Genomic DNA, 22357 nt, shown 5'->3' on the forward strand with positions numbered 1-22357 from the left:
CAGGTGAACCGGGCCGCGCCCGGATCAGAGGTCCGGGTCAGGCGTCCGGGTCAGACGTCCAGGTCAAGCGTCCGGGTCAGACGCCCGGATCAGTTGTAGACGCCGAACTCGTAGAGCGAGTAACCCCAGCCGGTCCCTCGCACGGTCGCATTGATCCTGACATAGCGGGCATTTCCGGCCAGGTCATGGTCGTCTATCCCGCCATTGCCGTCGGTGACGGTCTTCAGCGTGGCCCAGTTCTGTCCGTCGTCGGAGGTCTGGACGGTGTAGCCCTTGGCGTACGCGGTCTCCCAGGCGAGCTGGACATGGCGGAACGCCGTCTTCTGGCCGAGGTCGACCTGGATCCACTGCGGATCGCTCCAGTCGCTCGCCCACCGGGTGTCGAACGAGCCGTCGACCGCGTTGCCGGCCGGGCAGGGACAGCCCGTACCGCCCGCCTGCGCCGAGGACGCCGTGGCGGGCTTGCCACGGGCGACATTGGTCCCGGTGACCGGCGGCGGCACCACCTTGAACGACTTGGTCTCGATGCCCACATTGCCCTTGCCGTCGCTCGCCTTGACATAGACCTTCCAGACACCGAGCCGCTCGGGCGCGACCAGCCGGAAGGTGCCGTTGCCCAGGGCGGTGAAGGCCGTGTCGTTCAACTGGCCCGAGTTGTCCACGTACTTGGCGCCGAGCAGCAGTTGGTACGAGAGCGGATCGCCTTCCGGGTCCGTGACCGAGGCGCGGACGGTGAACTCCCGGCCCGCGGGCACCGAGGCGGCTCCGTCGACCGACATCGAGGAGATCACCGGCGGTGTGTTGTCCCGGGAGGTGTCTCCTCCGTACGCGCGCTTCACCGCGTAGTACGAGAGCCGCTTCTGGCCCGCGGGAAGCAGATTGAACCAGACGCCGCCGAAGTCGTACTCGGTGCCGTAGTGGAAGAGCGTCGCACCGAGCGCCACTCCCCGGTGACCGGTGATACAGCCCCAAGCCTTGGTGTAACCGGCGGCCTTCGCGGGATCGGCGGGCTCGTCGGGCACGCCGTTGGCGTCGTTCGGGACCTCCCACTCACCGGCCGGACCGCCCTCGGTGACGATGTACGGCTTGGTGTAGCCGCCGTCCTGCCAGGTCTTCTGGATATTGCAGACGTCTCCGTACGAGTTCACCGCGTACAGATCGAGGTCGGGCGCGTTGCGCCGGTAGTACGGCCAGGCGCCCGTCCAGGCGTCGGTCGAGGTCACCGGATGGTTGGGATCGACGGCGTGGATCCGCTTCGCGATGTCGTTGACGAAGGTCGTGTACGCGTTGCGCTGCTGCTCCAGCGCGTCGCCGCTGTAGCAGTTCTGGAGACCGAGGACGGATTCGTTGCCGACGTTCCACATCAGCACGCCCGGGTGGTTCTTGTAGGTCTCCACCCAGCGCGGGAACTCCGCGAGCATATTGTTCTTGTACGTGGTGTCCGTCAGATAGTTGACACAGCCACCGCTCCCGGGGCCGCCGCCCGGCTGGAGCCAGAAGCCCGCGATGACCTTGACGCCGTTGGCCGCCGCCGCGTCGAAGAGCGGTGCGCTGCTGGCGTCGGTGCCCCAGGTCCGTACGGTATTGGCGCCCATCGACTTCACGTCGGGCATGTACCGCGCCGCGTCGGCCACGGCCGGTCCCCAGGTCAGGCCCTTGACCTGGTACGGCGCTCCGTCGACGGTGAGCTGCCAGTTGCCCTGCGCTCCGGTGACCTTGACGACGCTGCCGGCGGCGTGCGCGGCGGGCGCGGGAAGGGCCACCAGACAGGCCCCGAACAGGGCGGCGACGGCGAGCGGCGCCGCGCGCCGGATTCCGGCGGCCCGGCGCAGAACGGCGGCGAGCCGCGCGGCTCGCCGGTGTGCGGGTGGTCGATGTGCGGGTGCTCGGTGCATGGCGTGCTGTCTCCTCGGGGTGGCGGTGCGGGTGGGAGAGCGAGTGACGAGAGAACGGGAGAGCGCTCTCCCGCAGAGGCACGGTCCACCTCCGCGGAAGAGCGGCCCGGATCAGGGCAGTTCGTAATTCGCGTTGAGCGCGGCGCCCGCGTCTGGGTGATTCTGGTCGTACCCACGGGCATCACACTGGAGCCCGCCGACGACACAGTGCTGGACCAGCGCGTTCAGCGTGCGGTCGTCCCAGGCGTTGAAGAAGTCGTAGTGGAAGGTGTGTCCCACTCCGCTCGCCAGCCTGACCTGCGACATATCACCGTTGACGGGCCAGGCCATCTTGAACTCGATCATCGGCAGCGCCACCGGATGCGAGGGCGGGCAGACGTCCTGGTTGGCGCCCTGCGCTCGCGGATAGGCCATATGGCTCTGGTGGTCCGGTGTGTCCAGATACTTTCCGTCCCAGCAACTCGGCGCCTGGAAACGGAGATTGAGCTGGACATCCGGCCGGGCCGGGCAGGACGCGGGGATCTCGGTGTTCTTGTAGCTGTCCCCGCACTCCCAGCCCTCCACCCAGCCACGGTGGTTGCGGAACTGCTCGGCGGTCTGCAGCGGACTGCCGACGACGAAACGCAGTCCCTTGGGGAACGGCCGCACCGAACGGTAGTCGGTGACGCCCGACTTGTAGTAGATGGTCTGCGGACCGACCGGCCTGACCGCGGTGTTGCCGTTGAACAGCGTCGGCATCCAGTACGCGGACTTGTCACCGGGCGCCTTGCACGCGGTGCCGCCGCCGCTCAGCGAAGCCGTGGTGCTGTTCGCGTCGGTCGTGTTGTTGCCCATGAAGGTGTGGTCGTGCGACTTGCCCGGCTGGCCCGGGTAGACGATCGGGTCGTCCGGCCGGGTGTGTGTGACGGAACAGTTCGCCTGGAACTCGTGGAAATAGCGGGTCGGCGGGATCTGGTCGGACGGCACGACACCGGTCACGGGCGGATTGGCCGGAATATAGCCGTCTCCGTCGGGATCGTCGCCGGACGGTACGGGGACCGCCGGGGCCATCCGGTGTCCTGCGTGGGCCGCCTTGGCCGCCGCGGGCGGATCTGCCGCCCGGGGAGTGGCCTCGGCGGTGGCGGTGTCCGGGATCGCGATGAGCCCGAACGCCACCAGAGCGAGGGCGGTGGCGACGAGCAACGCGGACACCAGTGCGGTACTGCGAAAACTGCGCAATCTTTCGGCCATGCGGACCTCCATGCCGCTCTTCAGCCGCACCCGTCGGAGGGTGCGGTGGGGGGAAGTGGAGCTGGAAGGTGCACCGCGGAGAGCCGGGCCCGCAGCCGGTGAAGAAGCCGGGATCACTGCGGGAGAGCGCTCTCCAAAGCGCTGTCAGTGTTACGCCGCCGCTGAGAGGGTGTCAATACTTTGTGAACGAAGCCCGGTCGACGCCTGCCGTCCTCGTCTCGCGCTGGCGCTCAGAACACGGCACGATGCGTCAGGTCCGGAATGCATGAGCTCCGGGCCCGCTTGACGACTGATGAACGGCCGTGTCCGGCGGTACGTACCGCTCCCCAGCGGGACCTACCGGCGGCGCACGGCGCATCCTACGGATATCCAGGAGCACACGACATGAGTGGAACTGCCCAGATCGGTGTCACGGGGCTCGCGGTCATGGGCCGCAACCTCGCCCGGAACTTCGCCCGCAACGGCTTCACGGTCGCCGTGCACAACCGCACCGCGTCCAAGACCCGTGCCCTGGTGGAGGAGTTCGGTGATGAGGGCACGTTCGTCCCCGCGGAGTCCGCGGCGGATTTCGTCGCGGCGCTGGAGCGGCCCCGCCGGCTGATCATCATGGTGAAGGCCGGTGCTCCGACCGACGCGGTGATCGAGGAGTTCGCACCGCTGCTGGAGGAGGGCGACGTCATCATCGACGGCGGCAACGCCCACTTCGCCGACACCCGGCGCCGGGAGAAGGAGCTGCGCGAGCGCGGTATCCACTTCGTCGGTGTGGGCATCTCGGGCGGCGAGGAGGGCGCGCTGCACGGGCCGAGCATCATGCCGGGCGGCTCCGTCGAGTCGTACGCCTCGCTCGGCCCGCTGCTGGAGCGGATCGCCGCCAAGGCGCCCGACGGCGCGCCGTGCGTGGCCCATATCGGTCCTGACGGCGCGGGCCACTTCGTGAAGATGGTGCACAACGGCATCGAGTACGCCGATATGCAGCTCATCGCGGAGGCGTACCACCTGCTGCGGTCCGTGGCCGGCTACTCCCCCGCGAAGATCGCGGAGACCTTCAGGTCCTGGAACACGGGCCGGCTGGACTCGTATCTGATCGAGATCACGGCCGAGGTGCTCGCCCATACGGATGAGGCGACCGGGAAGCCGTTCGTGGACATCGTGACCGACCAGGCCGAGCAGAAGGGCACCGGCCGCTGGACCGTACAGATCGCCCTCGATCTGGGCGTCCCGGTCTCCGGTATCGCCGAGGCGGTCTTCGCCCGCTCGCTCTCCGGCCACGCCGGGCTGCGCGAGGCCTCCCGTTCGCTGCCGGGCCCGACGGCGGCGGCGCTCTCCGAGGCGGACGCGGCGCGCTTCGCCGACCAGGTCGAGCAGGCGCTGTACGCGTCGAAGATCGTCTCGTACACCCAGGGCTTCCACCAGATCCAGGCGGGCAGCGACGAGTACGACTGGAACATCGACCTCGGCTCGGTCGCCGCGATCTGGCGGGCCGGATGCATCATCCGGGCCGCGTTCCTCGACCGGATCCGCGAGGCCTACGACACCCAGCGCGAACTGCCGAGCCTGCTCTCCGACAAGCAGTTCGCCGAGGAGATCGGCGCGGCGCAGGAGGACTGGCGCGCGGTGGTCGCCACGGCCGTGCACCAGGGAGTACCGACGCCGGGCTTCGCCGCGGCGCTCTCGTACTACGACGCGCTGCGCGCCGAGCGGCTGCCCGCCGCGCTCACCCAGGGACAGCGGGACTTCTTCGGCGCGCACACCTACCGGCGCACCGACCGCGAGGGCTCGTTCCACACCCTCTGGGGCGGCGACCGCTCGGAGGTCTCGACCGACTAGGTCCTGTCTGGCAGGTCCTGTCTAGCGGATCCAGCCGAGCGGCCCGGGCGCGGGCTCCGGTTCCGGCCCCGGTACGGGGTCGGGGCCCGGCGGCGGGCTCGGGATCGGGTCCGGCGGAGGCATGGGCGTGGGGCTCGGCGGCGGTGTCGGGTGCGGCGGCGGTGTGGGCATGGGTGGTGGACCGGGCGGCACCGGATCCGGGCCGCCGGGGCCCGGCAGGCCGGGCGGCGGAGTGGGTGTGGGCGTTACCGGATCGGGGTGAACGGGGTCCGGGTTCGGGCTGGTCATGGCCTTGCCTCCATGGTGCGGGCGTCGTGCGTTATCACTCTCTCCCTCTGCGCGTGCCCACGCGCGCCGGGTCCACGCATGATCGGACCCGGTACGAGCCGGACGCACGCAAGCGCCTTGCGGACGGTGCCCACGGGCGGCGTCGGAACGCCCGTGGGCAGCCGGCACACGCCGTACGCGCTACGGCGTACGAGCTAAGGCTCCTACGCGTCGTACGCGCTCCTGTACGCGCCGGATACGCCGCCTCCGCCGTCAGATCGCCGCCGCCGCGGCAGCCGCCGCGTTCAGTCCCGGGCGCGGGCTGGAGAAGACCGGAAGACCACAGGTCGTACGGTCGGCCGCGTCGGCCATCGAGGCCTGGGCCAGCACGACGACATCCGCGCCGGTGATCGCGTCCACCGCGGCGGCCACCGCGTTCAGATAGCCGTCCCGATCGCCCGCCTCGAAGCGCTCCCAGGCGCCCTCGACCAGCACCATCCGCAGATCGACCGGCCGCCCGGCCGCCTCCTGGCGGATCAGCGCGGCCGTCGGTTCCAGTGTGCTCTCCAGAGCGGCGACCACGACAACCCGGCCGGCCGCGGCAGCGGCAGCCGCCATCGGCCGGTCGACCCGCAGTACGGGCACGCCGAGCGCCGCGCCGGTCTTCTCCGCGACCTCACCGATGGTCGAGCAGGTACAGAGCACGGCGGCCGAGCCCTCGGCGACAGCGGCGGCGACCACGGTCTCGACATCGGCCGCCACGGATTCCGGGCCCTCGGCCCGCGCCCTGGTGAGCAGGGACTCGTCGACGACATGGCGCAGGACGAGTCCCGGATGGTCCATGTCCCGCAGGGCGTCGAAGACCGGGACATGGACCGGGGAGGTATGCAGCAGAGTCAGCATGATCGCGATGCTAGGTCCTGCTCTTGTGCCGAGTCCGGCAATGTTCGCCCGACAGGACGAAGAGTGACGGAAGGGACCCGCCCGAAGGATGGGAACACCGTCAGGCGTCCGCCGCGTTGCCTTCGTCTTGCGCGGCCTTCAGCAGCTCCCTCGCGCTCTCGACCACATCGTCCGGGGCCGCCGGAGCCTCCTCGGGATGGCGCTGGGCCCACCGGGCGGCATACGGGCAGAACGGGACGACGGGCACGCCCTCACGCCCGGCCGTCGCGTACAGCTCCCGTACCAGCGCTCCCGCGATGCCCTTGCCCTCGTGCCCTTCCTCCACTCCGGTGTGCACCGCGACCAGCGCACCGGACGACTCCTCCGTGGCCTCCATCGCGAAATAGACGATGGAGCCGACGGCCCGGCCGTTCTCGTACGCCTCAAGACGGCCCTCGGACCGGTTGTCGCGGATGTCGAGATCTGACATGACGGTTGGTTCTCCCTGCTCCTGGTGGCGCGCGGCCGATTCGGCCCGCGGGTACATCGTTCCACCGTCAGGCTGTCATCCCTCGCGCTGTCATCCCTCGCGTTCCAGACGGCGTTTGAGGACCAGCGGCAGGACCAGCCAGCAGCACGCGAACCACACCAGTACGACCGCCGCGACGGCCCAGGCGTAGTCGGATTGCAGTGCGACGCGGAGCAGAAGGAGTACCGCGCAGACGATGGCGGCGGCAAGCAGGGCGATGCCGGTGCCGAGCAGCCGGCCTGTCATACGGACGAGCTCAGGCTTGCGCCGGTGTCCGGCCAGCATGCGGTGTACGGAGACCGGCGCGACCAGCGCGCCGGTGGCCAGCGCCCCGATCACCACGGTGACCACATAGAGGTCCTTGTCGAACCAGCCCAGCCGCGCGAAACGCGGTGTGAAGGCGACGCTGAGCAGGAAGCCGAAGAGGATCTGCGCTCCCGTCTGCGCGACCCGTACTTCCTGGAGCATCTCGACCCACTGGCGGTCCGCCCGCTCCTCCGGGCTCTCGTGCCGCGCGAAGCCGTGGGCCCGGTCGGCTGCGGCTGCCTCTGCGGCTGCGGCTCTCTCGTCCTCCGGCCGTCCGTCGTCGTCTGCCATGGCCCTCCTCGGGAACGCTGCGACGGCGTCGCCGGCGGCGGACCCGTCCTCGTCGCCGGCGGACCCGTCCTCGTGCCCCGTCCTCGTCGTCCTCGTCCCGCATGCGCATGTAAGCGCGTGGCCGGTCTTCGTACCACCGGGTGGACGGCAAGTGGCCGCAGCGGGCCGCCGAGACCGTCCCAGCAAGTCCGCTGAGGCCGGTCGCAGCTGCGGTATCGATGGAGATCCGATCAATATGCGCACAGGGCTGCGAAATAGTTCTGCACGGCTACTTGACGGCCTGAAACCTCCGATGTTCACTGCATGTTGCGAACATGTCACCAGCTTGCTGCTTTATGGATCACCGCGCCGACCAGGTGTTCCCGCGCCACCGCGAACCCGCACACCTCCTTGCCTTTCGGCACCCCCTTGCCACTCGTGGGAGTGACACACGATGAGACCCAACCGAATAGTCGTATTCGTCCTCGCCGCCGTCTGTCTGCTGGGCGGTCTCGCCGGTGGTCCGGCGTCCGCGTCGACCACCGACGCCGCGTTCAACAACGCGACCGGCGCACTGAACGTCGACTACGCGAGCTATCTCTCCAAGCACGACATCGTCTACAACCGGCCCAACACCAATCCCGATCACGGACTGACCGTCGGCAACGGCCGTATCGGTGCCATGGCATGGCAGAACAACGGTCTGTCCATGCAGGTGTCCGGCGTCGACACCTCCCAGCAGACCGCGTTCGGCGGCGGGCTGCTCAATCTGGCCACCACTCCGGCGATGGACAGTGGGTACTCCACCTACCAGCAGCGTCTCTCGCTGTACGACGGAACACTCACCACCAAGTACGACAACAACCGGACCGTCACCGTCATGGGTTCACCGAACTCCGAGGTGATGGGCATCCATGTGGACGACACACGCGGCGGAGTGTCCAGCATCGCGCTGGAGCTGAGCCTGTGGGATGTGAGTCAGCTCGGGAACAGCGGTGACGTACCCAATCTCGACACCTGGAAGACGGTGTCCACCTACGCCGACTCCACCGGCGCGGGACTGAGCCGTGGCCAGGCCGATCCGCAGAACTTCGGCTACACCCTGGCGGCGACCGTGGAAGGCGCGGCGTACTCCGCTCAGGTCGTCGACGGCCGGAAGGTACGGCTGACGATCACACCGTCCAGCAGTTACACGATCTGGTTCACCGCCAGCAGCCGGCTCAACGCTCCCGGCAACAACTCGGTGACCCAGGCCAAGAACGCGCTGAACTCGGTGAAGGGCACGGGATACACGACCACCCTGAACAACTACCGCAACTGGTGGCACGCGTTCTGGGAGAAGTCGTTCGTGCAGTACTCCAACGGGTCCCGTGAAGCGGACTACATGGAGAATGTGTACTACCTCAGCACCTATATGATCGCCGCCGGCGGATACGCGAACTATCCGTTCCACTTCATCAACGGCACTTTCCGGGCGACCGGCGACGCCACGAAGTGGAGCAATTCGTATTGGTACTGGAACCAACGGGACGTCTACAACTCGTTCCTGGCCTCCAACCATCCCGATCTGCTCGCCGGGTTCAACAAGCTGTACAGCCGCAACTTCGACGCGCTCAAGGCGTACACCCGGACCAGATACAACGTGGACGGGATCTGGGTGCCGGAGACCATGGGCTGGGACGGCAACGCCCGTGGCACGGTCAACAGCGACTACACCAAGAACATCTGGTCGACCGGTGCCGAAGCCGCGTACAACATGTATCTCCAGGCCAAGTACACCAACGACACCAACTATCTGCGGAACACGGCCTATCCGTTCATGCGTGAGGTCGCCAAGTTCTACGCGGCGAAGCTCTCCTACGACAGCGGCACCGGCAAGTACTATGTGGCCACGTCCAATTCGCACGAGACCTACTGGAACGTGCCGAACGCCATCACCGATCTGGCCGCCGTACGCACCCTGTTCCCGCTGGCCATCCAGACCGGCGCCGATCTCGGTCTGGACGCCGATCTCCGTCCGCAGTGGCAGCGGATCCTGGACAATCTGATCGCCTATCCGTCGGACGCGAATGTGTATCTGCCGCACACGCCTCCGATATCCCAGACACGCAACAACGAGAATGTGGCGGCCGAGATCGTCTGGCCCTACGACCTCACCGGAATCGGCTATCCGGACCAGCAGAAGGCCATCAACACCTGGAACGCCCGGCCGTTCCCGTACGGCAACGTATGGGCGAACGACGCGGTCCAGGCCGCCAGGCTCGGCCTCGGGGACCAGACGTTCCAGGGCATGAAGACCATGCTGCGCCAGTACCAGAACTATCCGAACGGTCTGACGGCCAACACCAACGGTGTCTTCGAGTATCTCGGTGTGCATCTGACGGCGACGAACGAGTCGCTGCTCCAGTCGTACAACGACAAGATCCGGGTCTTCCCGGCCGTGCCCTCGGACTCTTCCTTCGTCGGCAAGTTCAGCCTGCTGGCCAAGGGCGGTTTCCTCGTCAGCTCGGAGCGCGAGGCGGGCGAGATCAAGTACGTGGGAGTCAAGAGCCAGTACGGCAACAGCACCCGGATCGTGAACCCGTGGGGCACGCAGCAGGTGCGTGTCCGCCGGGTCTCCGACAACGCGACCGTACTGACCACCAGCGCCGCCGAGTTCGCGCTCAGCACCACGGCCAACACCGTGTACGTCGTCGAGCGCACCGCCAAGCCGCTCAGCTCGTACACCTCCACCCGGCTCACCGGGACGGCCAACCAGGACGCCAAGTCCCTGGCCGGCACCAACTCCACGCTCGGGCTCGGCTCGACGCCCAACCCGATGGTGAACAACACCTCGGTGACCTACGACAGCAACTGGTACCTCACGACCAACCGCGGCTACGGCGACTACAACGACGACACCCACCACAGCAACACGGTGGGAGCGACGGCGCAGTACACCTTCACCGGCACCGGGATCCAGTACCTCTCCGAACGCAACGGTGACATGGGAACGGTGGACGTCTATCTGGACAACGCCTTCCAGGCGACGGTCGATCTGAGGATCACCGGCCCTCGGCAGGCCCAGCAGACCGTCTGGCAGAGATCGGGGCTCTCCCGGGGCTCGCACACCATCAGGATCGTCAACAGGAGCACAGCGGTCGGCATGATCGACGCCTTCCGCATCACTCCGTAGCCGTCAGAGGCGCATGGGAAAGGGCGGTGGCCGCGGCGGCGGTCACCGCCCGTCTCACTCTCCGGCGGGCGCGCCCTCCTCTCCGGCGGGCGCGCCCTCGGCGCTCTCCCGGGCAGCCGCCGCCATGCCTCTGGCCCGCTTCCCGATGACCAGCGCCGCGCCCGCCGCGCTGGCCGCGAAGGCGACGGGAACCATCCACCGCCGGTCGAGCCGGTAACAGGTGACATGGTCCAGCGAGTAGCGGCCCGCTCCCATCAGACCGATGGAGGCCGCGGTCCAGCCGAGAAGGCCCGGATACTCGAATCCGCCCGACTGACTGAAGAATCCGTTGGGCGCGTGCACCGCCGACGCTCCCGCCATACCGCCGGCCGCCGCCGCGCCGGCCGCCGGAGTGGCGAGCCCCAGGGCCAGCAGCACACCGCCTCCGGTCTCGGCGAGTCCGGAGGCGATCGCGCTCGGTCTGCCGGGCCGGTAGCCCATGGCCTCCATCCCCTGGGCGGTCCCGTCGATCCCGCCGCCGCCGAACCAGCCGAAGAGTTTCTGGGTGCCGTGCGCGGCGAGTACGGCTCCGACGCCGAGCCGCAGGGTGAGCAGTCCGAGGTCGCGTCGGTTCACACAGGTCATGGCGGGCTCCGGGGTGTGTGGGTGCGTCAGTCGTGCCGAGGAGTACGGGGACGTACGACTCCACTCTCGGCGGAGCGGCGGGCGGGAGGTCAGCGTTGCTGGGCCGTACGAGTCGCCACGGCGCGCCGGCCCACTCCTTATGTCACCTTGACGATAAGCAGAGGAACTCGATATCGTCGCCATGACGAAAAGAAGGAAGAGAAACAAGAAGAGATCAACGAGGAAGGCCCTTCCATGGCCGACATCACACGCCGTCTCGGCCGGCGCCATCTCCGCTCCGCGCCGACCGCCCATGTCCGCCACCACCGGCGCGGCCGACTCGTCCACGACGGGCCGGGGCTGAGCTTCTGGTTCCGGGCGCTGACCGCCGCGCTCTCCGAAGTGCCCGTCGACGACCGCGAGTTGGCGATGGCCTTCCATGCCCGTACGGCCGACTTCCAGGATGTCACCGTGCAGTCCACGGTGACGTACCGGATCAGCGATCCGGCCACCGCCGCCGCCCGTATCGACTTCTCCATCGATCCGGACAGTGGTGTCTGGCGCGGCGCGCCGCTGGAGCAGATCGCCACTCTGCTCACCGAGACCGCGCAGCAGCACGCACTGGACGTGCTGGCCCGTACGCCGCTCTCGGCGGCCCTCGCGGACGGAGTGGCGGCGGTGCGCGAGCGGATATCCGAAGGTCTCGGCGCGGAACCGCGGCTGCCCGCCACCGGGATCGAGGTGGTGGCGGTACGGGTCGTCGCCGTACGTCCCGAGCCCGAGGTGGAGCGCGCGCTGCGCACTCCCGCCAGGGAGCAGATCCAGCAGGAGGCGGACCGGGCCACCTATGAGCGCAGGGCCGTGGCCGTCGAGCGCGAGCGGACCATCGCCGAGAACGAACTCGCGAGCCGGATCGAACTGGCCCGCAGGGAGGAGCGGTTGGTCGAGCAGCAGGGCGCCAACGCCCGTCGTGAGGCCGAGGAGAGCGCCGCGGCCGATGCCGTACGGGCGGAGGCCGAGGCGCTGCGCACCGTACGGCTGGCCAGGGCGAAGGCCGAGGCCGAGCGGGAGACCGGCGAGGCACGGGCCGCCGCCCAGTCCGCCTGGCTGCGGGTGCATGCCGAGGTGGAGGCCGCCACACTGCACGCGCTGGCCGCCACCCGGCTCGCGGAGAATCTGCCGCGCGTCGAGAGCGTCACGCTCTCCCCCGATGTGCTCACCGGTCTGCTGGCCAGACTGGGCGGTCCGAGCCGGGACGGGGCATGAGTCTCGCGCCGCGTGCGGTGCTGGTGCACCGCACCAGTGAGTACGAGGAGTTGCTCGCCCGGCACGGCACCCATGGCCAGGCCGCCTTCTTCCTCTCCTCGCGCGGCCGGTCCGTCGAGGAGGTGGCGGAGCGGCACCACCGGGCGCGCCGGGCGCTGGCGGAGGTGGCGGGCGCGATACCGCTGCGCTGGCGGCAGGCCCGGGTGGAGCGCGCGGATCTGGACCGGTTTCTCTTCGCGCCCGAGGATGTGGTGGTCGTGGTGGGCCAGGACGGACTGGTCGCCAACGCCGCCAAGTATCTGTCGGGCCAGCCGGTGGTGGGCATCGACACGGATCCGGGACGCAATCCCGGTGTACTGGTGCGCCATCGTGCCGCCGACGCGCCCGCGCTGCTGCGGGCGGCCACCGCGGGCGCGGGCTCCGTCGACGAGCTGACCATGGTGGAGGCCGTCACCGACGACGCGCAGCGGCTGCTCGCGCTCAACGAGATCTATCTCGGCCGGCCGGGCCACCAGACCGCCCGCTACCGGCTCGGTCCCGACGAGGAGAACGGCCCGGCCGAGGCCCAGGCGTCGTCCGGAGTGCTGGTCGGCACCGGCACGGGCGCCACGGGCTGGCTGAGCTCACTGCGGCGCGAGCGCGGCGGCGGACCGCCGCTGCCGGGACCCGCCGAGCCCAGACTGATCTGGTACGTACGGGAGGCCTGGCCCTCCCCGGTCACCGGCACCTCGCTGGTGGAGGGCGTGCTGACCGCCACGGAACGGCTCCGGATCACCGTCGAGTCCGACCGGCTGGTGGCCTTCGGGGACGGTATGGAGAGCGACGCCCTGGAGCTGACCTGGGGACAGACGGTCCGGGTGGGCAGATCCGCCACGGCGCTGCGACTGCTCGGCTGAGAGCCACGTACACGCGTGCGACCGCCGTCGGACCGCGTCACAATGGAGAGAGCGGGCACGGGCACCGATACGGCGATGGCAGCCGGACGGAGGAGGCGCGTTGCGATGGAGACCAGCGATCGCGAGACCGTACGGAAACTGCTCGCCACCCACGGCCGCACCTACGCCGATCAAGCGGGTATCCAGCTGCGGAACACACCTCAGCCGCTCTACCAACTGCTCGTCCTGGCCTGTCTGTTGAGCGCGCGTATCCGCAGCGACACCGCTGTCGCGGCTTCCCGCGCGCTCTCGGAGGCCGGCTTCCGCGACGCGCGCCGGATGGCGGACGCCACCTGGCAGCAGCGGGTGGACGCGCTGGGCCTCGGCGGCTACCGCCGTTACGACGAGCGCACCTCGACACAGCTCGGTGTGGGCGCCGAGCTCCTGCTCGACAAGTACCACGGCGATCTGCGCCGACTGCGCCACGCGGCGGGCGGAGACATGGGCACGCTGCGGTCGCTGCTGCGGGAGGTGCCCGGACTCGGTCCCGTGGGTGTGGACATCTTTCTCCGCGAGGTTCAGGGCATCTGGCCGGAGGTCGCGCCGTATCTGGACAAGAAGACTCTCCAGGGCGCGCGGAAGCGCGGACTGCCCGACGAGCCCAAGGCGTTGGCGCGGCTGGCCGATCACACGGATCCCGCGGTCTTCGCGGCGGCGATGGTACGAGCCGCTCTCGAACGGACCGGGACGACGAAGAAAGCAACGACGACGAAGAAAGCGGCTGAGAAGACAGCGCAGAAAACAACGCAGTAGCCCGCCATGCCCGCCATACATGAGGCGCCTCTCCGTGCAACTGCTCGCACGGCAAGGCGCCTTCACGTCGAATGTGGTCTCGCGCCGGAAGTGTCGCGTCAGCTAGCCGGCGGCCGGTTGTCGCGAGGCGGCTCACGGGACGGCTCGTTGGTGCCGAGCTGCTCATTGATCTTCTTCTGGGCCATGTCGACCGGCCCTTTGTACTTGTTCCCCGTCTTCCTGTCGAACGCGTCGCCCGCCTTCTCGACCCCCTGGCGGACCGTGCTCTCATGCCCCTTGATGAGGCCCTTCAGCTTGTCGAGCATCGACATGTTCGGCTCCTCGCTCGGAACGTCTTCATGTCCACCTTCACCGCTGTCCGGCGATCCCGCATCCGGACATCAGCGTGAGTAGGCGTAAGTGCGCTGCCGCGTGCAGGGATCGCTCACCGCGCCCGTGCCGTCGTCCTCGGGCAGCCCGGCGACGGCCTGGAGCGCGGCGCTGACCAGAGTGACCAGAAGATCGATGTCCGCTCCGGTGTCGAGCCGTACGGTGACCCAGCCGCAGCCGGCCCGCAACCGGAGCGCGGTGGACCTCTTGAGCGCCGGCCGAAGCTTGGCGATCATGGCATTGGTGAGATGAACATCTGCTTCGTTCTCACCGTGGAAGTGAACTATTTCCTGTGTACCCGAGCGTACGCACGGATCTGTGCCGCAATAGGCCCGGCCACCGCTGAGACCTGGCCAAGTCATCAGCCGTTCGCCGGCATGTCTGGCAGCGTTCATGCCATCAGCGTGCCGTACCGCGACCTCGGCGGACAGAGGAAACGAGGAACAAATGTGCTTGTCTTTGCCGAGTTCCGCGCAGCTCCGCCGATTTCCACGCGGCCGGGCGCGCCTCGGGCCGACGGCTTTTGTTCGCCACGTGTTCAACGCTCCGTCCGTCGGCCCGTTCATCCCTTCATGATCTCCTCGGCAGGGCGACGGCAGACATTTCAGGACGAGAAAGGGCCGCCATGGCTGCGAACTCGGTCGATGAGCTGATGGATCTCCTGTACGCGTGCCGGGGCGTCTGGGACAGCCCCGACCGCAGCGGCGACGCCGTCGATCTCCATGACCACGCCCTTCAGACAGCCGCTCTGCTGCGCCGCCGGCATCCCGCCGACAAGGAGCTCCAGATCGCGGGTCTGGTCCACGATCTGGGCCATCTGCTGCTGCCCGGTGACGACGCGGGACACGGGAACCGGGCCGCCGACGCCGTACGCCCGCTGCTCGGCGACCGGGTGGCCCGGCTCGTACGGCTCCATGTGCCCGCCAAGCGGTATCTGGCCGCGATGGAACCGTGGCACACGCTCTCGGAGCAGAGCGCGCGGACGCTGCGGCTCCAGGGCGGCGCGATGACCCGGGCGGAGGTGGAGGCCTTCGTCCTGGACCCGCTGGCCGAGGACGCGGTACGGCTGCGCAGGGCCGACGACGAGGGCAGGACCGCCGGAATGGACGCGGGAATCATGGAGGACTGGCGGCCGGTCCTCGAATCGGTCGCGGCCGGCCACCATCATGTCGGTGTGCGCTCGCGATACCAGTAGGGCTCGCGGTACCAGTAGGTACGGTACGGGCATCGGCCACCCGTACCGTACCTACTGGGCGCGTCAGCCGAGCGTCGCGCTTCCCAGGTCCTTCGGGGAGCTGGGCAGCGGCAGCCGGCGCGCGGTGGAGCCGGTCGGCGGAGTGACCGTCCAGTCCGGGTGCCCGGGCATCCTCGGCGTCTTCGTGCCGTACAGCCACTCGGTGAGGAAGCCGGTCAGATCCTGTCCCGACACCTCGGAGGCCACGGCGATGTACTGCGCCGTGGAAGCGCTGGAGTTGCGGTACCGGTCGAGGAAGGTGTGCTCGATACGGCTGAAGACCTCCTCGCCGACCAGCGTCCACAGCGCGTACAGGACCAGCACACCGCCCGTGTAGCGCTGGCTGTGGAAGAGCGTGGCCGCCGTCGGCGCCGCGACGGGACCGGCGTCCTTGCGCCACTGGTCGCCACGGGAGTAGACGTCCTTCATCCGGGCTTCCATGCTGGTCAGCCCGATGGAGTCGGGCCAGCCGCGCTCGTACCGGTACAGCAGCCCGTAGTAGTCGGCGTGGCCCTCGTTGAGCCACAGATCCGCCCAGGTGGCGGGCGAGACGAGATTGCCGAACCAGGAGTGGACCAGCTCGTGCATCATGTGCGAGCCGATCAGATTCTCCGTCTGGAGAAGGAAGTTCGGCTTGTAGATGGTGAGGGTCTGGGTCTCCAGACCGGTGAAGTCGAAGGCGTTGGGATCGTCGGTGTTGGCGGGCAGGATGCCGTACGCCTCGAACGGGAAGGCGCCCAGCCGCTGCTCCAGCCAGGTGAGCTGATTGGGCGTCAGGGCGAGGGCCGGCTCAAGTGCCGCCGCGCGTGCGGTCGGTACGACATCGCGCAGCCGCAGTCCGCTCGGGCCCGGCCGTTCGACGATCCGGTAGTCGCCCACGGTGATCTGCACCAGCTCGGTGGCGAGCGGATCACGTGAGCGGTAGGTGACGGTGGTGGTGCCGTTCGCCTTCCTGGTGGAGACCAACGAGCCGGTCGCGACGGCCGTCAGTCCGTCGGGCGCGGTGATACGGAAGGTGAAGTCGGCCTTGTCGCTGGGATGGTCGTTGCACGGGAAGACCGTGCGCGCCAGATCCGGCTGCCCGGCCACAGCGAAGCCGTCGGGAGTGGGCACCCAGCCGTTGTACGGCGGCGCGATCTTGCGCGGATCGGCGGTGTAGTCGATCCGTACGGTGAACCTCTCACGGTTCGCCAGGCAGGACGGCGGCGTGACGACCAGCTTCTCGGTCTGCTGCTCGAAAGCCGCTTCCCGGCCGCCCACCCACACACCGTGGACCACGAAGCCGACCGCGTCGAGGGAGAAGCGGGAGAGATCCTGGGTGGCGTGCGCGGTGACGGTCACGCTCGCGTCGACGAGCTTGGTGTCGGCGCGGTAGGTGAAGTCCAGCAGATAGGCGGCGACACGGTATCCGGTGTTGCCGAGCACCGGATAGACGGGATCGTCCAGACTGTCGCCGCCCGGAGTTCCGCCGTCTCTGACGTCCCGTACGCCACGTCCGTCGGTGCTCCGCGCCTGCGCGGCCGGGGAGAGGGTGAGAGCTGCTGCTGTGCCGAGGAGCGCGACCGCCGGGGCCGTCACTCTGGTGCGATATCGCATGTTCCTCTTTCGGTAAGTGCGACTTGAGCAGCGCGATCCGGCCAAGAATGATCACGCCAACTGCCGGGACGCATAGGTGTCATGGTCGGTTCCCGGCATCCCGGTACCGGTTCCGGAACCGGTACCGGTCCTGTTCCCTGTCCAGTCGGCGAGGCAGCCACCAGGCACGCGCGCCGAGCAGTGTCATCACCGCGGGGACCAGTAGCAGCCGGACGATCGTGGCGTCGATGAGCACACTGACGGCCAGTCCGAGGCCCAGCATCTTCACCACGATGTTGTCGCTGAGGATGAACGCGGCGAAGACGCTGGCCATGATGAGCGCGGCGCAGGTGATCACACGCGCCGTGATCTCCAGACCGTGCGCGACCGCCGCTCTGCTGTCACCGGTGAGCAGCCAGGACTCATGGACACGGGCCAGCAGGAAGACCTCGTAGTCCATGCTCAGACCGAAGACGATGGCGAACATCATCATCGGCACATAGCTCTCGATCGGCACCGTCCCCGAGATCCCCAGCGCGGGGCCTCCCCAGCCCCATTGGAAGACGGCGACCACCACTCCGTACGACGCGGCGATCGACAGAAGGTTGAGCACGGCGGCCTTGAGAGCCACCAGCAGCCCGCGGAACACCACCAGGATGATGAGGAACGCCAGGGCGACGACCACACCGATGATCAGCGGGAGCCGCGCCCTGATGATGTCGAGGAAGTCCTCCGCGGCGGCGGTCGCGCCCGTGACATAGGTCGTGGCGGCCGTGCCGGAGACGCCTCGGGGCAGGACGTCGTCCTTGAGCCGGCTGAAGAGGGCGGAGGTTCCCGCGGACTGCGGTGAGGTCGCGGAGACGGCCGTGGCGGTCAGCACCTGACCGTCGCCGGTGGGCCGGAGAGGGCTAATACCGGCCGCGCCCGGGACATCCGTGAGCGCCTCGGTGAGGCCTGCCGCCAGCGCGGGACGCCCGGCGCGCGGCACCCGGCTCTGGTCGACGACCAGGAGGAACGGACCGTTGGCGCCCGGCCCGAAGCCCTCGGTGATCAGGTCGTACGCGCGCCGGTCCGTGAAACTCCTCGGATCGGCGCCGTCATCGATATGGCCGAGGCGGATGGAGAAGACGGGAATCGCGAGTACGCCCACGGCGACGAGCCCGGCCAGCAGGAACCACCAGGGCCGGCGCTCGACGCGCTGGGCGTAACGGTGCCAGGTGCCCTGCGCCTCGGCGGACCGCCGCGTACCGGCCTGCCGCGTACCGCCCTGCCACGTACGTACTCGCCGCGTACGGACCTGTCGCGCGCCTCCCGGCCGCGTACCGCCCGCGCGCAGGGCCGGAAGTCCCTCCGCGACGGGCTTTCTGACGTAGTAGCGGTCGATACGGCGGCCGACGAGTCCGAGCAGAGCCGGTACGAGAGTGATCGCGCCGATGACGGCGATGACGACCGTGACGGCAGCGGCCACGCCCAGCTTGCCGATAAAGCTGACCTGGGAGACATACAGGCCCGCCAGCGCGACGATGACGGTGCAGCCCGAGACCACCACGGCCCGGCCGCTGGTGGCGACCGCCCGGCCGGCCGCCGTCACCGGATCCGCGCCGTCCATGATCTGCTGCCGGTGACGGGTGATCAGGAACAGCGCGTAGTCGATCCCGACGCCCAGTCCGATCATCGTGGCCAGGGTCGGCGAGACACTGGCGAAGGTGGACGCGGCGGCGATCAGTCCCAGACAGCTCAGCCCGACGGCGACGCCCACCAGCGCGGTGAGCAGTGGGACACCCGCGGCGATGACGCTGCCGAATCCGAGGAGCAGAACGGTGACCGCCACCGCGAAGCCGATGACCTCGCTGTTCAGATCCGTCGGCAAGGGCCGGGCGAGTTCACCGAGCGGACCGCCGTACTCGACCCGTACTCCGGCGGCGCGCAGCGGCTCGACCGCCCGGTCGATCCCGTGGAGATAGGCGGCGCCGAACGAGGCGGGAATGGCGTCGAATCCCACGGTGATGTACGCGATCCTCCCGTCGGCGGTCAGCGCGCCCGTGGGCGGTCCCGACGGCGTCGCGGGCAGCGGGCTCACCACGGAGATGACATGCGGAAGCGCCCGGAGCGAGCCGACGGCCCGGTCGATTTGGCTCCGTACGGCGGTCAGAGGCGCGCGCGTGTCGTGCAGGACGATCTGGGCGCCGATACCGCCCGTACCGGGAGCGTGCCGGGCGAGCACCCGCGCGCCGTCGTCCGACTGCGTACCGGGCAGCGAGAAGCTGTCGGAGTAGGTGCCGCCGAAGGCTCCTTGGAGCGCGTGCAGCCCGCCGAGCGCGACCAGCCAGAGGAGCAGAACGACGATGAAGCGCCGCGCGCACCACTCCCCCAGCCGCTGAAGTCCGCCGGCCTCGTGAAGAGCTGCCCGCGCTTCCGCGTCCGTGTCGCTCTGCTCGCTCTGCGACGTCATACGGTCCCCCCGAGGGTGCCGGCCTCGCCCTGGCCCGATAAATGTCGGCATTTTATGTGGTTCGTCAGGAAAAGCCGGGCTCAGTACTCCATCCGGCGTGCCCTTGGAAGCTGACGGCCCGTCATGCCACCGGCGGACGGGCGCCGGGCGGGCAGGCCCGGCAGGAACGTCCCTGCGGTGGGGCAGCCGCCACGCGCGGCGACGGCCCGGGAAAATAGGACCGCGAACCGATCGCAGCAACCGACCTGGAGGAGTGGGCAGATGCCGCACGAACGAGCGGGACAGCCGGCCCGGCCGGAGGATCTCATCGATGTCGCCCGGCTGGTGACCGCGTACTACGCGCTGCACCCGGACCCGGAAGAGCCGGGCCAGCGTGTCGCGTTCGGGACCTCCGGGCACCGTGGATCGTCCCTCGCCACCGCGTTCAACGAGGACCATATCGCCGCGACCAGCCAGGCGATCTGTGAGTACCGGGCCGGACAGGGCATCACCGGGCCGCTCTTCCTGGGCGCGGACACCCACGCGCTGTCCGAACCGGCCCGTGTGACGGCGATCGAGGTGTTCGCCGCCAATGATGTGACCGTGCTCGTCGACAGCGCCGACGGCTATACGCCCACTCCGGCGGTGTCGCACGCCATCCTGGCCCACAACCGTGGGCGTGCCTCGGGGCTCGCCGACGGTGTGGTGGTCACGCCGTCCCACAATCCGCCCGCGGACGGCGGCTTCAAGTACAACCCGCCGAGCGGCGGCCCGGCCGGTTCCGAGGCGACCGGCTGGATCCAGGACCGGGCCAACGAGATCATCGCGGACGGACTGAAGGACGTACGGCGGATCCCGTACGTCCGTGCCCTGGCCGCGCCGACCACCGGGCGGTACGACTTCCTCGGCACCTATGTGACGGATCTGCCGGCCGTGCTGGACCTGGACGCGGTGCGCGCCGCCGGAGTGCGGATCGGCGCGGATCCGCTGGGCGGCGCGTCGGTCGCGTACTGGGGCCGTATCGCCGAGCAGCACCGGCTCGATCTGACGGTGGTCAATCCGCTGACCGATCCGACGTGGCGGTTCATGACGCTGGACTGGGACGGCAAGATCCGGATGGACTGCTCGTCGCCGTACGCCATGGCCTCGCTGATCGACCGGCGCGACGAGTACGGGATCGCCACCGGCAACGACGCCGACTCCGACCGGCACGGCATCGTCACGCCGGACGCCGGGCTGATGAATCCCAACCACTATCTCGCCGCCGCCATCGGCTATCTCTACGCCCACCGCGACCGGTGGCCCGCCACGGCGGGCATCGGCAAGACGCTGGTGTCGTCCGGGATGATCGACCGCGTCGCCGCGGATCTCGGCCGCGAACTGGTCGAAGTGCCCGTCGGCTTCAAGTGGTTCGTGGCCGGGCTGGCCGACGGATCGCTCGGTTTCGGCGGGGAGGAGTCGGCCGGGGCGTCCTTCCTGCGGCGCGACGGTTCGGTGTGGACCACCGACAAGGACGGCATCATCCTGGCGCTGCTCGCCTCCGAGATCCTCGCGGTCACCGGCAGGACGCCGTCCGAGCACTGCGCCACGCTCACCGGCCGCTTCGGGGCGCCCGCGTACGCCCGTATCGACGCGCCCGCCACGCCGGCGGAGAAGTCCGTACTGGCCCGGCTCTCACCCGAGCAGGTCACGGCGGACAGCCTCGCGGGCGAACCGGTCACCGCCGTGCTCACCGAGGCGCCCGGCAACGGCGCGTCCATCGGCGGTATCAAGGTGATCACCGAGAACGCCTGGTTCGCGGCCCGTCCCTCGGGCACCGAGGACGTCTACAAGATCTACGCCGAGTCCTTCCTCGGCGCCGACCATCTCGGCCGCGTACAAGAGGAGGCCAAGGGCGTCGTCGCGGCGGCCCTGTACCTGGGCGACTGAGCCGGCTGAGCCGGCGATCCGGACGACCGCGTACGGGCCGGCTCGTACGCGCGGCCCGTACGCGGTCGCCGGGCCATCGCCGGGCCATGACGGCCATTCGCGTGATGAATGTGGTGATCGTGTGAGCACACGGCGTGGCGAGGGAAAGGATGACCACCGGACACCGACACGCGTGCCCGTTCATCGACCGGTCTGACACGAGCTGTGTGCCTCCCAGGCCGGGCGAAGGGAGCAACGCAGATGATTGCTGTGCGACGCATCGCAGCTGCCGCGACGCTGGCAGCGCTGGCCGGCATATCCGCGCCTTCCGCGTTCGCGGCGGCCAGGGCCACCGACGACGCGCCTTTCCTGAAGGCGATCCATCAGGGCAACCTGACGGAGATCCAGGACGGTGAGAACGCGGGCAAGCACGCCAGGGCGACATGTGTGAAGACGGTCGGCGCCACGCTGGTGCGCGACCACAAGAAGCTGGACGCGGGCGTCAAGGCGCTGGCGAACAAACTCGGCGTCACTCTGCCCACCTCGCCCTCCGCGGCACAGGAGCAGGCACTGGCCGCCGTGCAGGCGAAGGCGGGCACGAGCGGATACGACAGCGCCTGGCTCGCCAACGAGGACAAGGGACACGTGGACACACTCAAGCTGATCGACCAGGAGATCGCCACAGGCGGCAACTCCGAGGTCAGGGCGGCGGCCAGCGCGGCACGTCCCGTGGTGGCGGAGCACCTGACCCTGATCCGCGACTGCAAGGCCGAGCTCAACTCGACCTGACCCGGCCGACCTGCCTGACCCGACCGACCTGACCTGATCTCTGGTCAAGCCCGCCTCCACGGAGACCGGCCGCTGCCGCCGCACCGACGACCGCGGCAGCGGCCGAATCCGTT

Annotated in this window: 18 protein-coding genes; 8 read left to right on the forward strand and 10 right to left on the reverse strand. The window is 69.1% G+C overall.

All coding sequences use genetic code 11. The annotated features are described in order from the left end of the window. Nucleotides 1–89 precede the first annotated feature (89 nt). Nucleotides 90–1895 carry a discoidin domain-containing protein gene (locus tag ACFV6H_RS06920; RefSeq protein ID WP_385539332.1) on the reverse strand — a complete coding sequence of 602 codons (1806 nt, stop codon included), beginning with the start codon at nucleotides 1893–1895 and terminating at the stop codon, nucleotides 90–92. Nucleotides 1896–2006: 111 nt separating this feature from the next. Beyond that, entirely contained in the window at nucleotides 2007–3125 is a 1119-nt protein-coding gene (locus ACFV6H_RS06925) for a DUF1996 domain-containing protein (protein ID WP_384975096.1), read from the reverse strand. A gap of 384 nt (nucleotides 3126–3509) precedes the next feature. Here ACFV6H_RS06925 and gndA point away from each other — a divergent pair, with 384 nt between their 5' ends. Further along, nucleotides 3510–4952: an NADP-dependent phosphogluconate dehydrogenase gene (gndA, locus tag ACFV6H_RS06930; protein WP_385539334.1), complete on the forward strand. Its 1443-nt coding sequence runs from the start codon at nucleotides 3510–3512 to the stop codon at nucleotides 4950–4952. A 540-nt stretch (nucleotides 4953–5492) separates the two neighbouring features. Here the strand turns inward: gndA and ACFV6H_RS06935 are convergent. From ACFV6H_RS06935 to ACFV6H_RS06945, 3 genes are all read right to left on the reverse strand, one after another. Next, entirely contained in the window at nucleotides 5493–6122 is a 630-nt protein-coding gene (locus tag ACFV6H_RS06935) for an aspartate/glutamate racemase family protein (RefSeq protein ID WP_385539336.1), read from the reverse strand. Between the two features lie 100 nt (nucleotides 6123–6222). Continuing rightward, nucleotides 6223–6591, reverse strand: coding sequence for a GNAT family N-acetyltransferase (locus ACFV6H_RS06940; RefSeq protein ID WP_385539338.1), 369 nt, complete (start codon nucleotides 6589–6591; stop codon nucleotides 6223–6225). A 90-nt stretch (nucleotides 6592–6681) separates the two neighbouring features. Further along, on the reverse strand, nucleotides 6682–7227 hold the full coding sequence (locus ACFV6H_RS06945; protein WP_385539340.1) for a DUF6328 family protein: 546 nt from the start codon (nucleotides 7225–7227) through the stop codon (nucleotides 6682–6684). A gap of 433 nt (nucleotides 7228–7660) precedes the next feature. Here ACFV6H_RS06945 and ACFV6H_RS06950 point away from each other — a divergent pair, with 433 nt between their 5' ends. Then, nucleotides 7661–10381 carry a carbohydrate-binding protein gene (locus ACFV6H_RS06950; protein ID WP_384975101.1) on the forward strand — a complete coding sequence of 907 codons (2721 nt, stop codon included), beginning with the start codon at nucleotides 7661–7663 and terminating at the stop codon, nucleotides 10379–10381. 54 nt (nucleotides 10382–10435) lie between these two features. Here ACFV6H_RS06950 and ACFV6H_RS06955 read toward each other — a convergent pair whose 3' ends face one another. Then, complete coding sequence (locus tag ACFV6H_RS06955; protein WP_385539342.1) at nucleotides 10436–11005, reverse strand: DoxX family protein; 570 nt, start codon at nucleotides 11003–11005, stop codon at nucleotides 10436–10438. Nucleotides 11006–11239: 234 nt separating this feature from the next. On the opposite strand from ACFV6H_RS06955, the gene ACFV6H_RS06960 reads away from it, so the two are divergent. The 3 genes from ACFV6H_RS06960 (at nucleotide 11240) to ACFV6H_RS06970 (ending at nucleotide 13938) form a co-directional block, all read left to right on the forward strand. Further along, nucleotides 11240–12250, forward strand: a complete 1011-nt coding sequence (locus tag ACFV6H_RS06960) for an SPFH domain-containing protein (RefSeq protein ID WP_385539344.1) — start codon at nucleotides 11240–11242, stop codon at nucleotides 12248–12250. After that, nucleotides 12247–13146 carry a hypothetical protein gene (locus ACFV6H_RS06965; RefSeq protein WP_384975104.1) on the forward strand — a complete coding sequence of 300 codons (900 nt, stop codon included), beginning with the start codon at nucleotides 12247–12249 and terminating at the stop codon, nucleotides 13144–13146. Before ACFV6H_RS06960 ends, ACFV6H_RS06965 begins: the two co-directional genes overlap by 4 nt. Nucleotides 13147–13251: 105 nt before the next feature. Beyond that, complete coding sequence (locus ACFV6H_RS06970; protein WP_385539347.1) at nucleotides 13252–13938, forward strand: endonuclease; 687 nt, start codon at nucleotides 13252–13254, stop codon at nucleotides 13936–13938. A gap of 98 nt (nucleotides 13939–14036) precedes the next feature. Here the strand turns inward: ACFV6H_RS06970 and ACFV6H_RS06975 are convergent, their stop codons facing one another. Further along, nucleotides 14037–14249 (reverse strand): antitoxin, encoded by a 213-nt coding sequence (locus ACFV6H_RS06975; protein WP_384782358.1) that lies wholly within the window; start codon nucleotides 14247–14249, stop codon nucleotides 14037–14039. 69 nt (nucleotides 14250–14318) lie between these two features. Beyond that, a complete protein-coding gene (locus ACFV6H_RS06980; protein WP_385539349.1) occupies nucleotides 14319–14873 on the reverse strand; it encodes a luciferase family protein in 555 nt (184 codons plus the stop codon). A 59-nt stretch (nucleotides 14874–14932) separates the two neighbouring features. On the opposite strand from ACFV6H_RS06980, the gene ACFV6H_RS06985 reads away from it, so the two are divergent. Next, nucleotides 14933–15502: an HD domain-containing protein gene (locus ACFV6H_RS06985; protein ID WP_385539351.1), complete on the forward strand. Its 570-nt coding sequence runs from the start codon at nucleotides 14933–14935 to the stop codon at nucleotides 15500–15502. A gap of 63 nt (nucleotides 15503–15565) precedes the next feature. Here the strand turns inward: ACFV6H_RS06985 and ACFV6H_RS06990 are convergent, their stop codons facing one another. Continuing rightward, entirely contained in the window at nucleotides 15566–17137 is a 1572-nt protein-coding gene (locus tag ACFV6H_RS06990) for a M1 family metallopeptidase (protein WP_385539353.1), read from the reverse strand. Between the two features lie 79 nt (nucleotides 17138–17216). Next, entirely contained in the window at nucleotides 17217–19568 is a 2352-nt protein-coding gene (locus ACFV6H_RS06995; protein ID WP_385539354.1) for an MMPL family transporter, read from the reverse strand. A 261-nt stretch (nucleotides 19569–19829) separates the two neighbouring features. On the opposite strand from ACFV6H_RS06995, the gene pgm reads away from it, so the two are divergent. Continuing rightward, nucleotides 19830–21476: a phosphoglucomutase (alpha-D-glucose-1,6-bisphosphate-dependent) gene (gene pgm, locus ACFV6H_RS07000; RefSeq protein ID WP_385539356.1), complete on the forward strand. Its 1647-nt coding sequence runs from the start codon at nucleotides 19830–19832 to the stop codon at nucleotides 21474–21476. Between the two features lie 240 nt (nucleotides 21477–21716). Continuing rightward, nucleotides 21717–22244: a DUF4142 domain-containing protein gene (locus ACFV6H_RS07005; protein WP_385539358.1), complete on the forward strand. Its 528-nt coding sequence runs from the start codon at nucleotides 21717–21719 to the stop codon at nucleotides 22242–22244. The last annotated feature ends 113 nt before the right edge of the window (nucleotides 22245–22357 follow it).

It is taken from the genome of Streptomyces sp. NPDC059743, assembly GCF_042732975.1.
In the GTDB taxonomy this organism is placed as follows: Bacteria; Actinomycetota; Actinomycetes; order Streptomycetales; family Streptomycetaceae; genus Streptomyces.

Coding starts and splice junctions, on each gene's coding strand:
- ACFV6H_RS06945 (WP_385539340.1), bottom strand. CDS start 7,227: ATGGCAGACGACGACGGACGGCCGGAGGACGAGAGAGCCGCAGCCGCA.
- ACFV6H_RS06940 (WP_385539338.1), bottom strand. CDS start 6,591: ATGTCAGATCTCGACATCCGCGACAACCGGTCCGAGGGCCGTCTTGAG.
- ACFV6H_RS06985 (WP_385539351.1), top strand. CDS start 14,933: ATGGCTGCGAACTCGGTCGATGAGCTGATGGATCTCCTGTACGCGTGC.
- ACFV6H_RS06955 (WP_385539342.1), bottom strand. CDS start 11,005: ATGACCTGTGTGAACCGACGCGACCTCGGACTGCTCACCCTGCGGCTC.
- ACFV6H_RS06920 (WP_385539332.1), bottom strand. CDS start 1,895: ATGCACCGAGCACCCGCACATCGACCACCCGCACACCGGCGAGCCGCG.
- ACFV6H_RS06935 (WP_385539336.1), bottom strand. CDS start 6,122: ATGCTGACTCTGCTGCATACCTCCCCGGTCCATGTCCCGGTCTTCGAC.
- ACFV6H_RS06970 (WP_385539347.1), top strand. CDS start 13,252: ATGGAGACCAGCGATCGCGAGACCGTACGGAAACTGCTCGCCACCCAC.
- ACFV6H_RS06960 (WP_385539344.1), top strand. CDS start 11,240: ATGGCCGACATCACACGCCGTCTCGGCCGGCGCCATCTCCGCTCCGCG.
- ACFV6H_RS06965 (WP_384975104.1), top strand. CDS start 12,247: ATGAGTCTCGCGCCGCGTGCGGTGCTGGTGCACCGCACCAGTGAGTAC.
- ACFV6H_RS06950 (WP_384975101.1), top strand. CDS start 7,661: ATGAGACCCAACCGAATAGTCGTATTCGTCCTCGCCGCCGTCTGTCTG.
- pgm (WP_385539356.1), top strand. CDS start 19,830: ATGCCGCACGAACGAGCGGGACAGCCGGCCCGGCCGGAGGATCTCATC.
- ACFV6H_RS06990 (WP_385539353.1), bottom strand. CDS start 17,137: ATGCGATATCGCACCAGAGTGACGGCCCCGGCGGTCGCGCTCCTCGGC.
- ACFV6H_RS06995 (WP_385539354.1), bottom strand. CDS start 19,568: ATGACGTCGCAGAGCGAGCAGAGCGACACGGACGCGGAAGCGCGGGCA.
- gndA (WP_385539334.1), top strand. CDS start 3,510: ATGAGTGGAACTGCCCAGATCGGTGTCACGGGGCTCGCGGTCATGGGC.
- ACFV6H_RS06925 (WP_384975096.1), bottom strand. CDS start 3,125: ATGGCCGAAAGATTGCGCAGTTTTCGCAGTACCGCACTGGTGTCCGCG.
- ACFV6H_RS06980 (WP_385539349.1), bottom strand. CDS start 14,873: ATGAACGGGCCGACGGACGGAGCGTTGAACACGTGGCGAACAAAAGCC.
- ACFV6H_RS06975 (WP_384782358.1), bottom strand. CDS start 14,249: ATGTCGATGCTCGACAAGCTGAAGGGCCTCATCAAGGGGCATGAGAGC.
- ACFV6H_RS07005 (WP_385539358.1), top strand. CDS start 21,717: ATGATTGCTGTGCGACGCATCGCAGCTGCCGCGACGCTGGCAGCGCTG.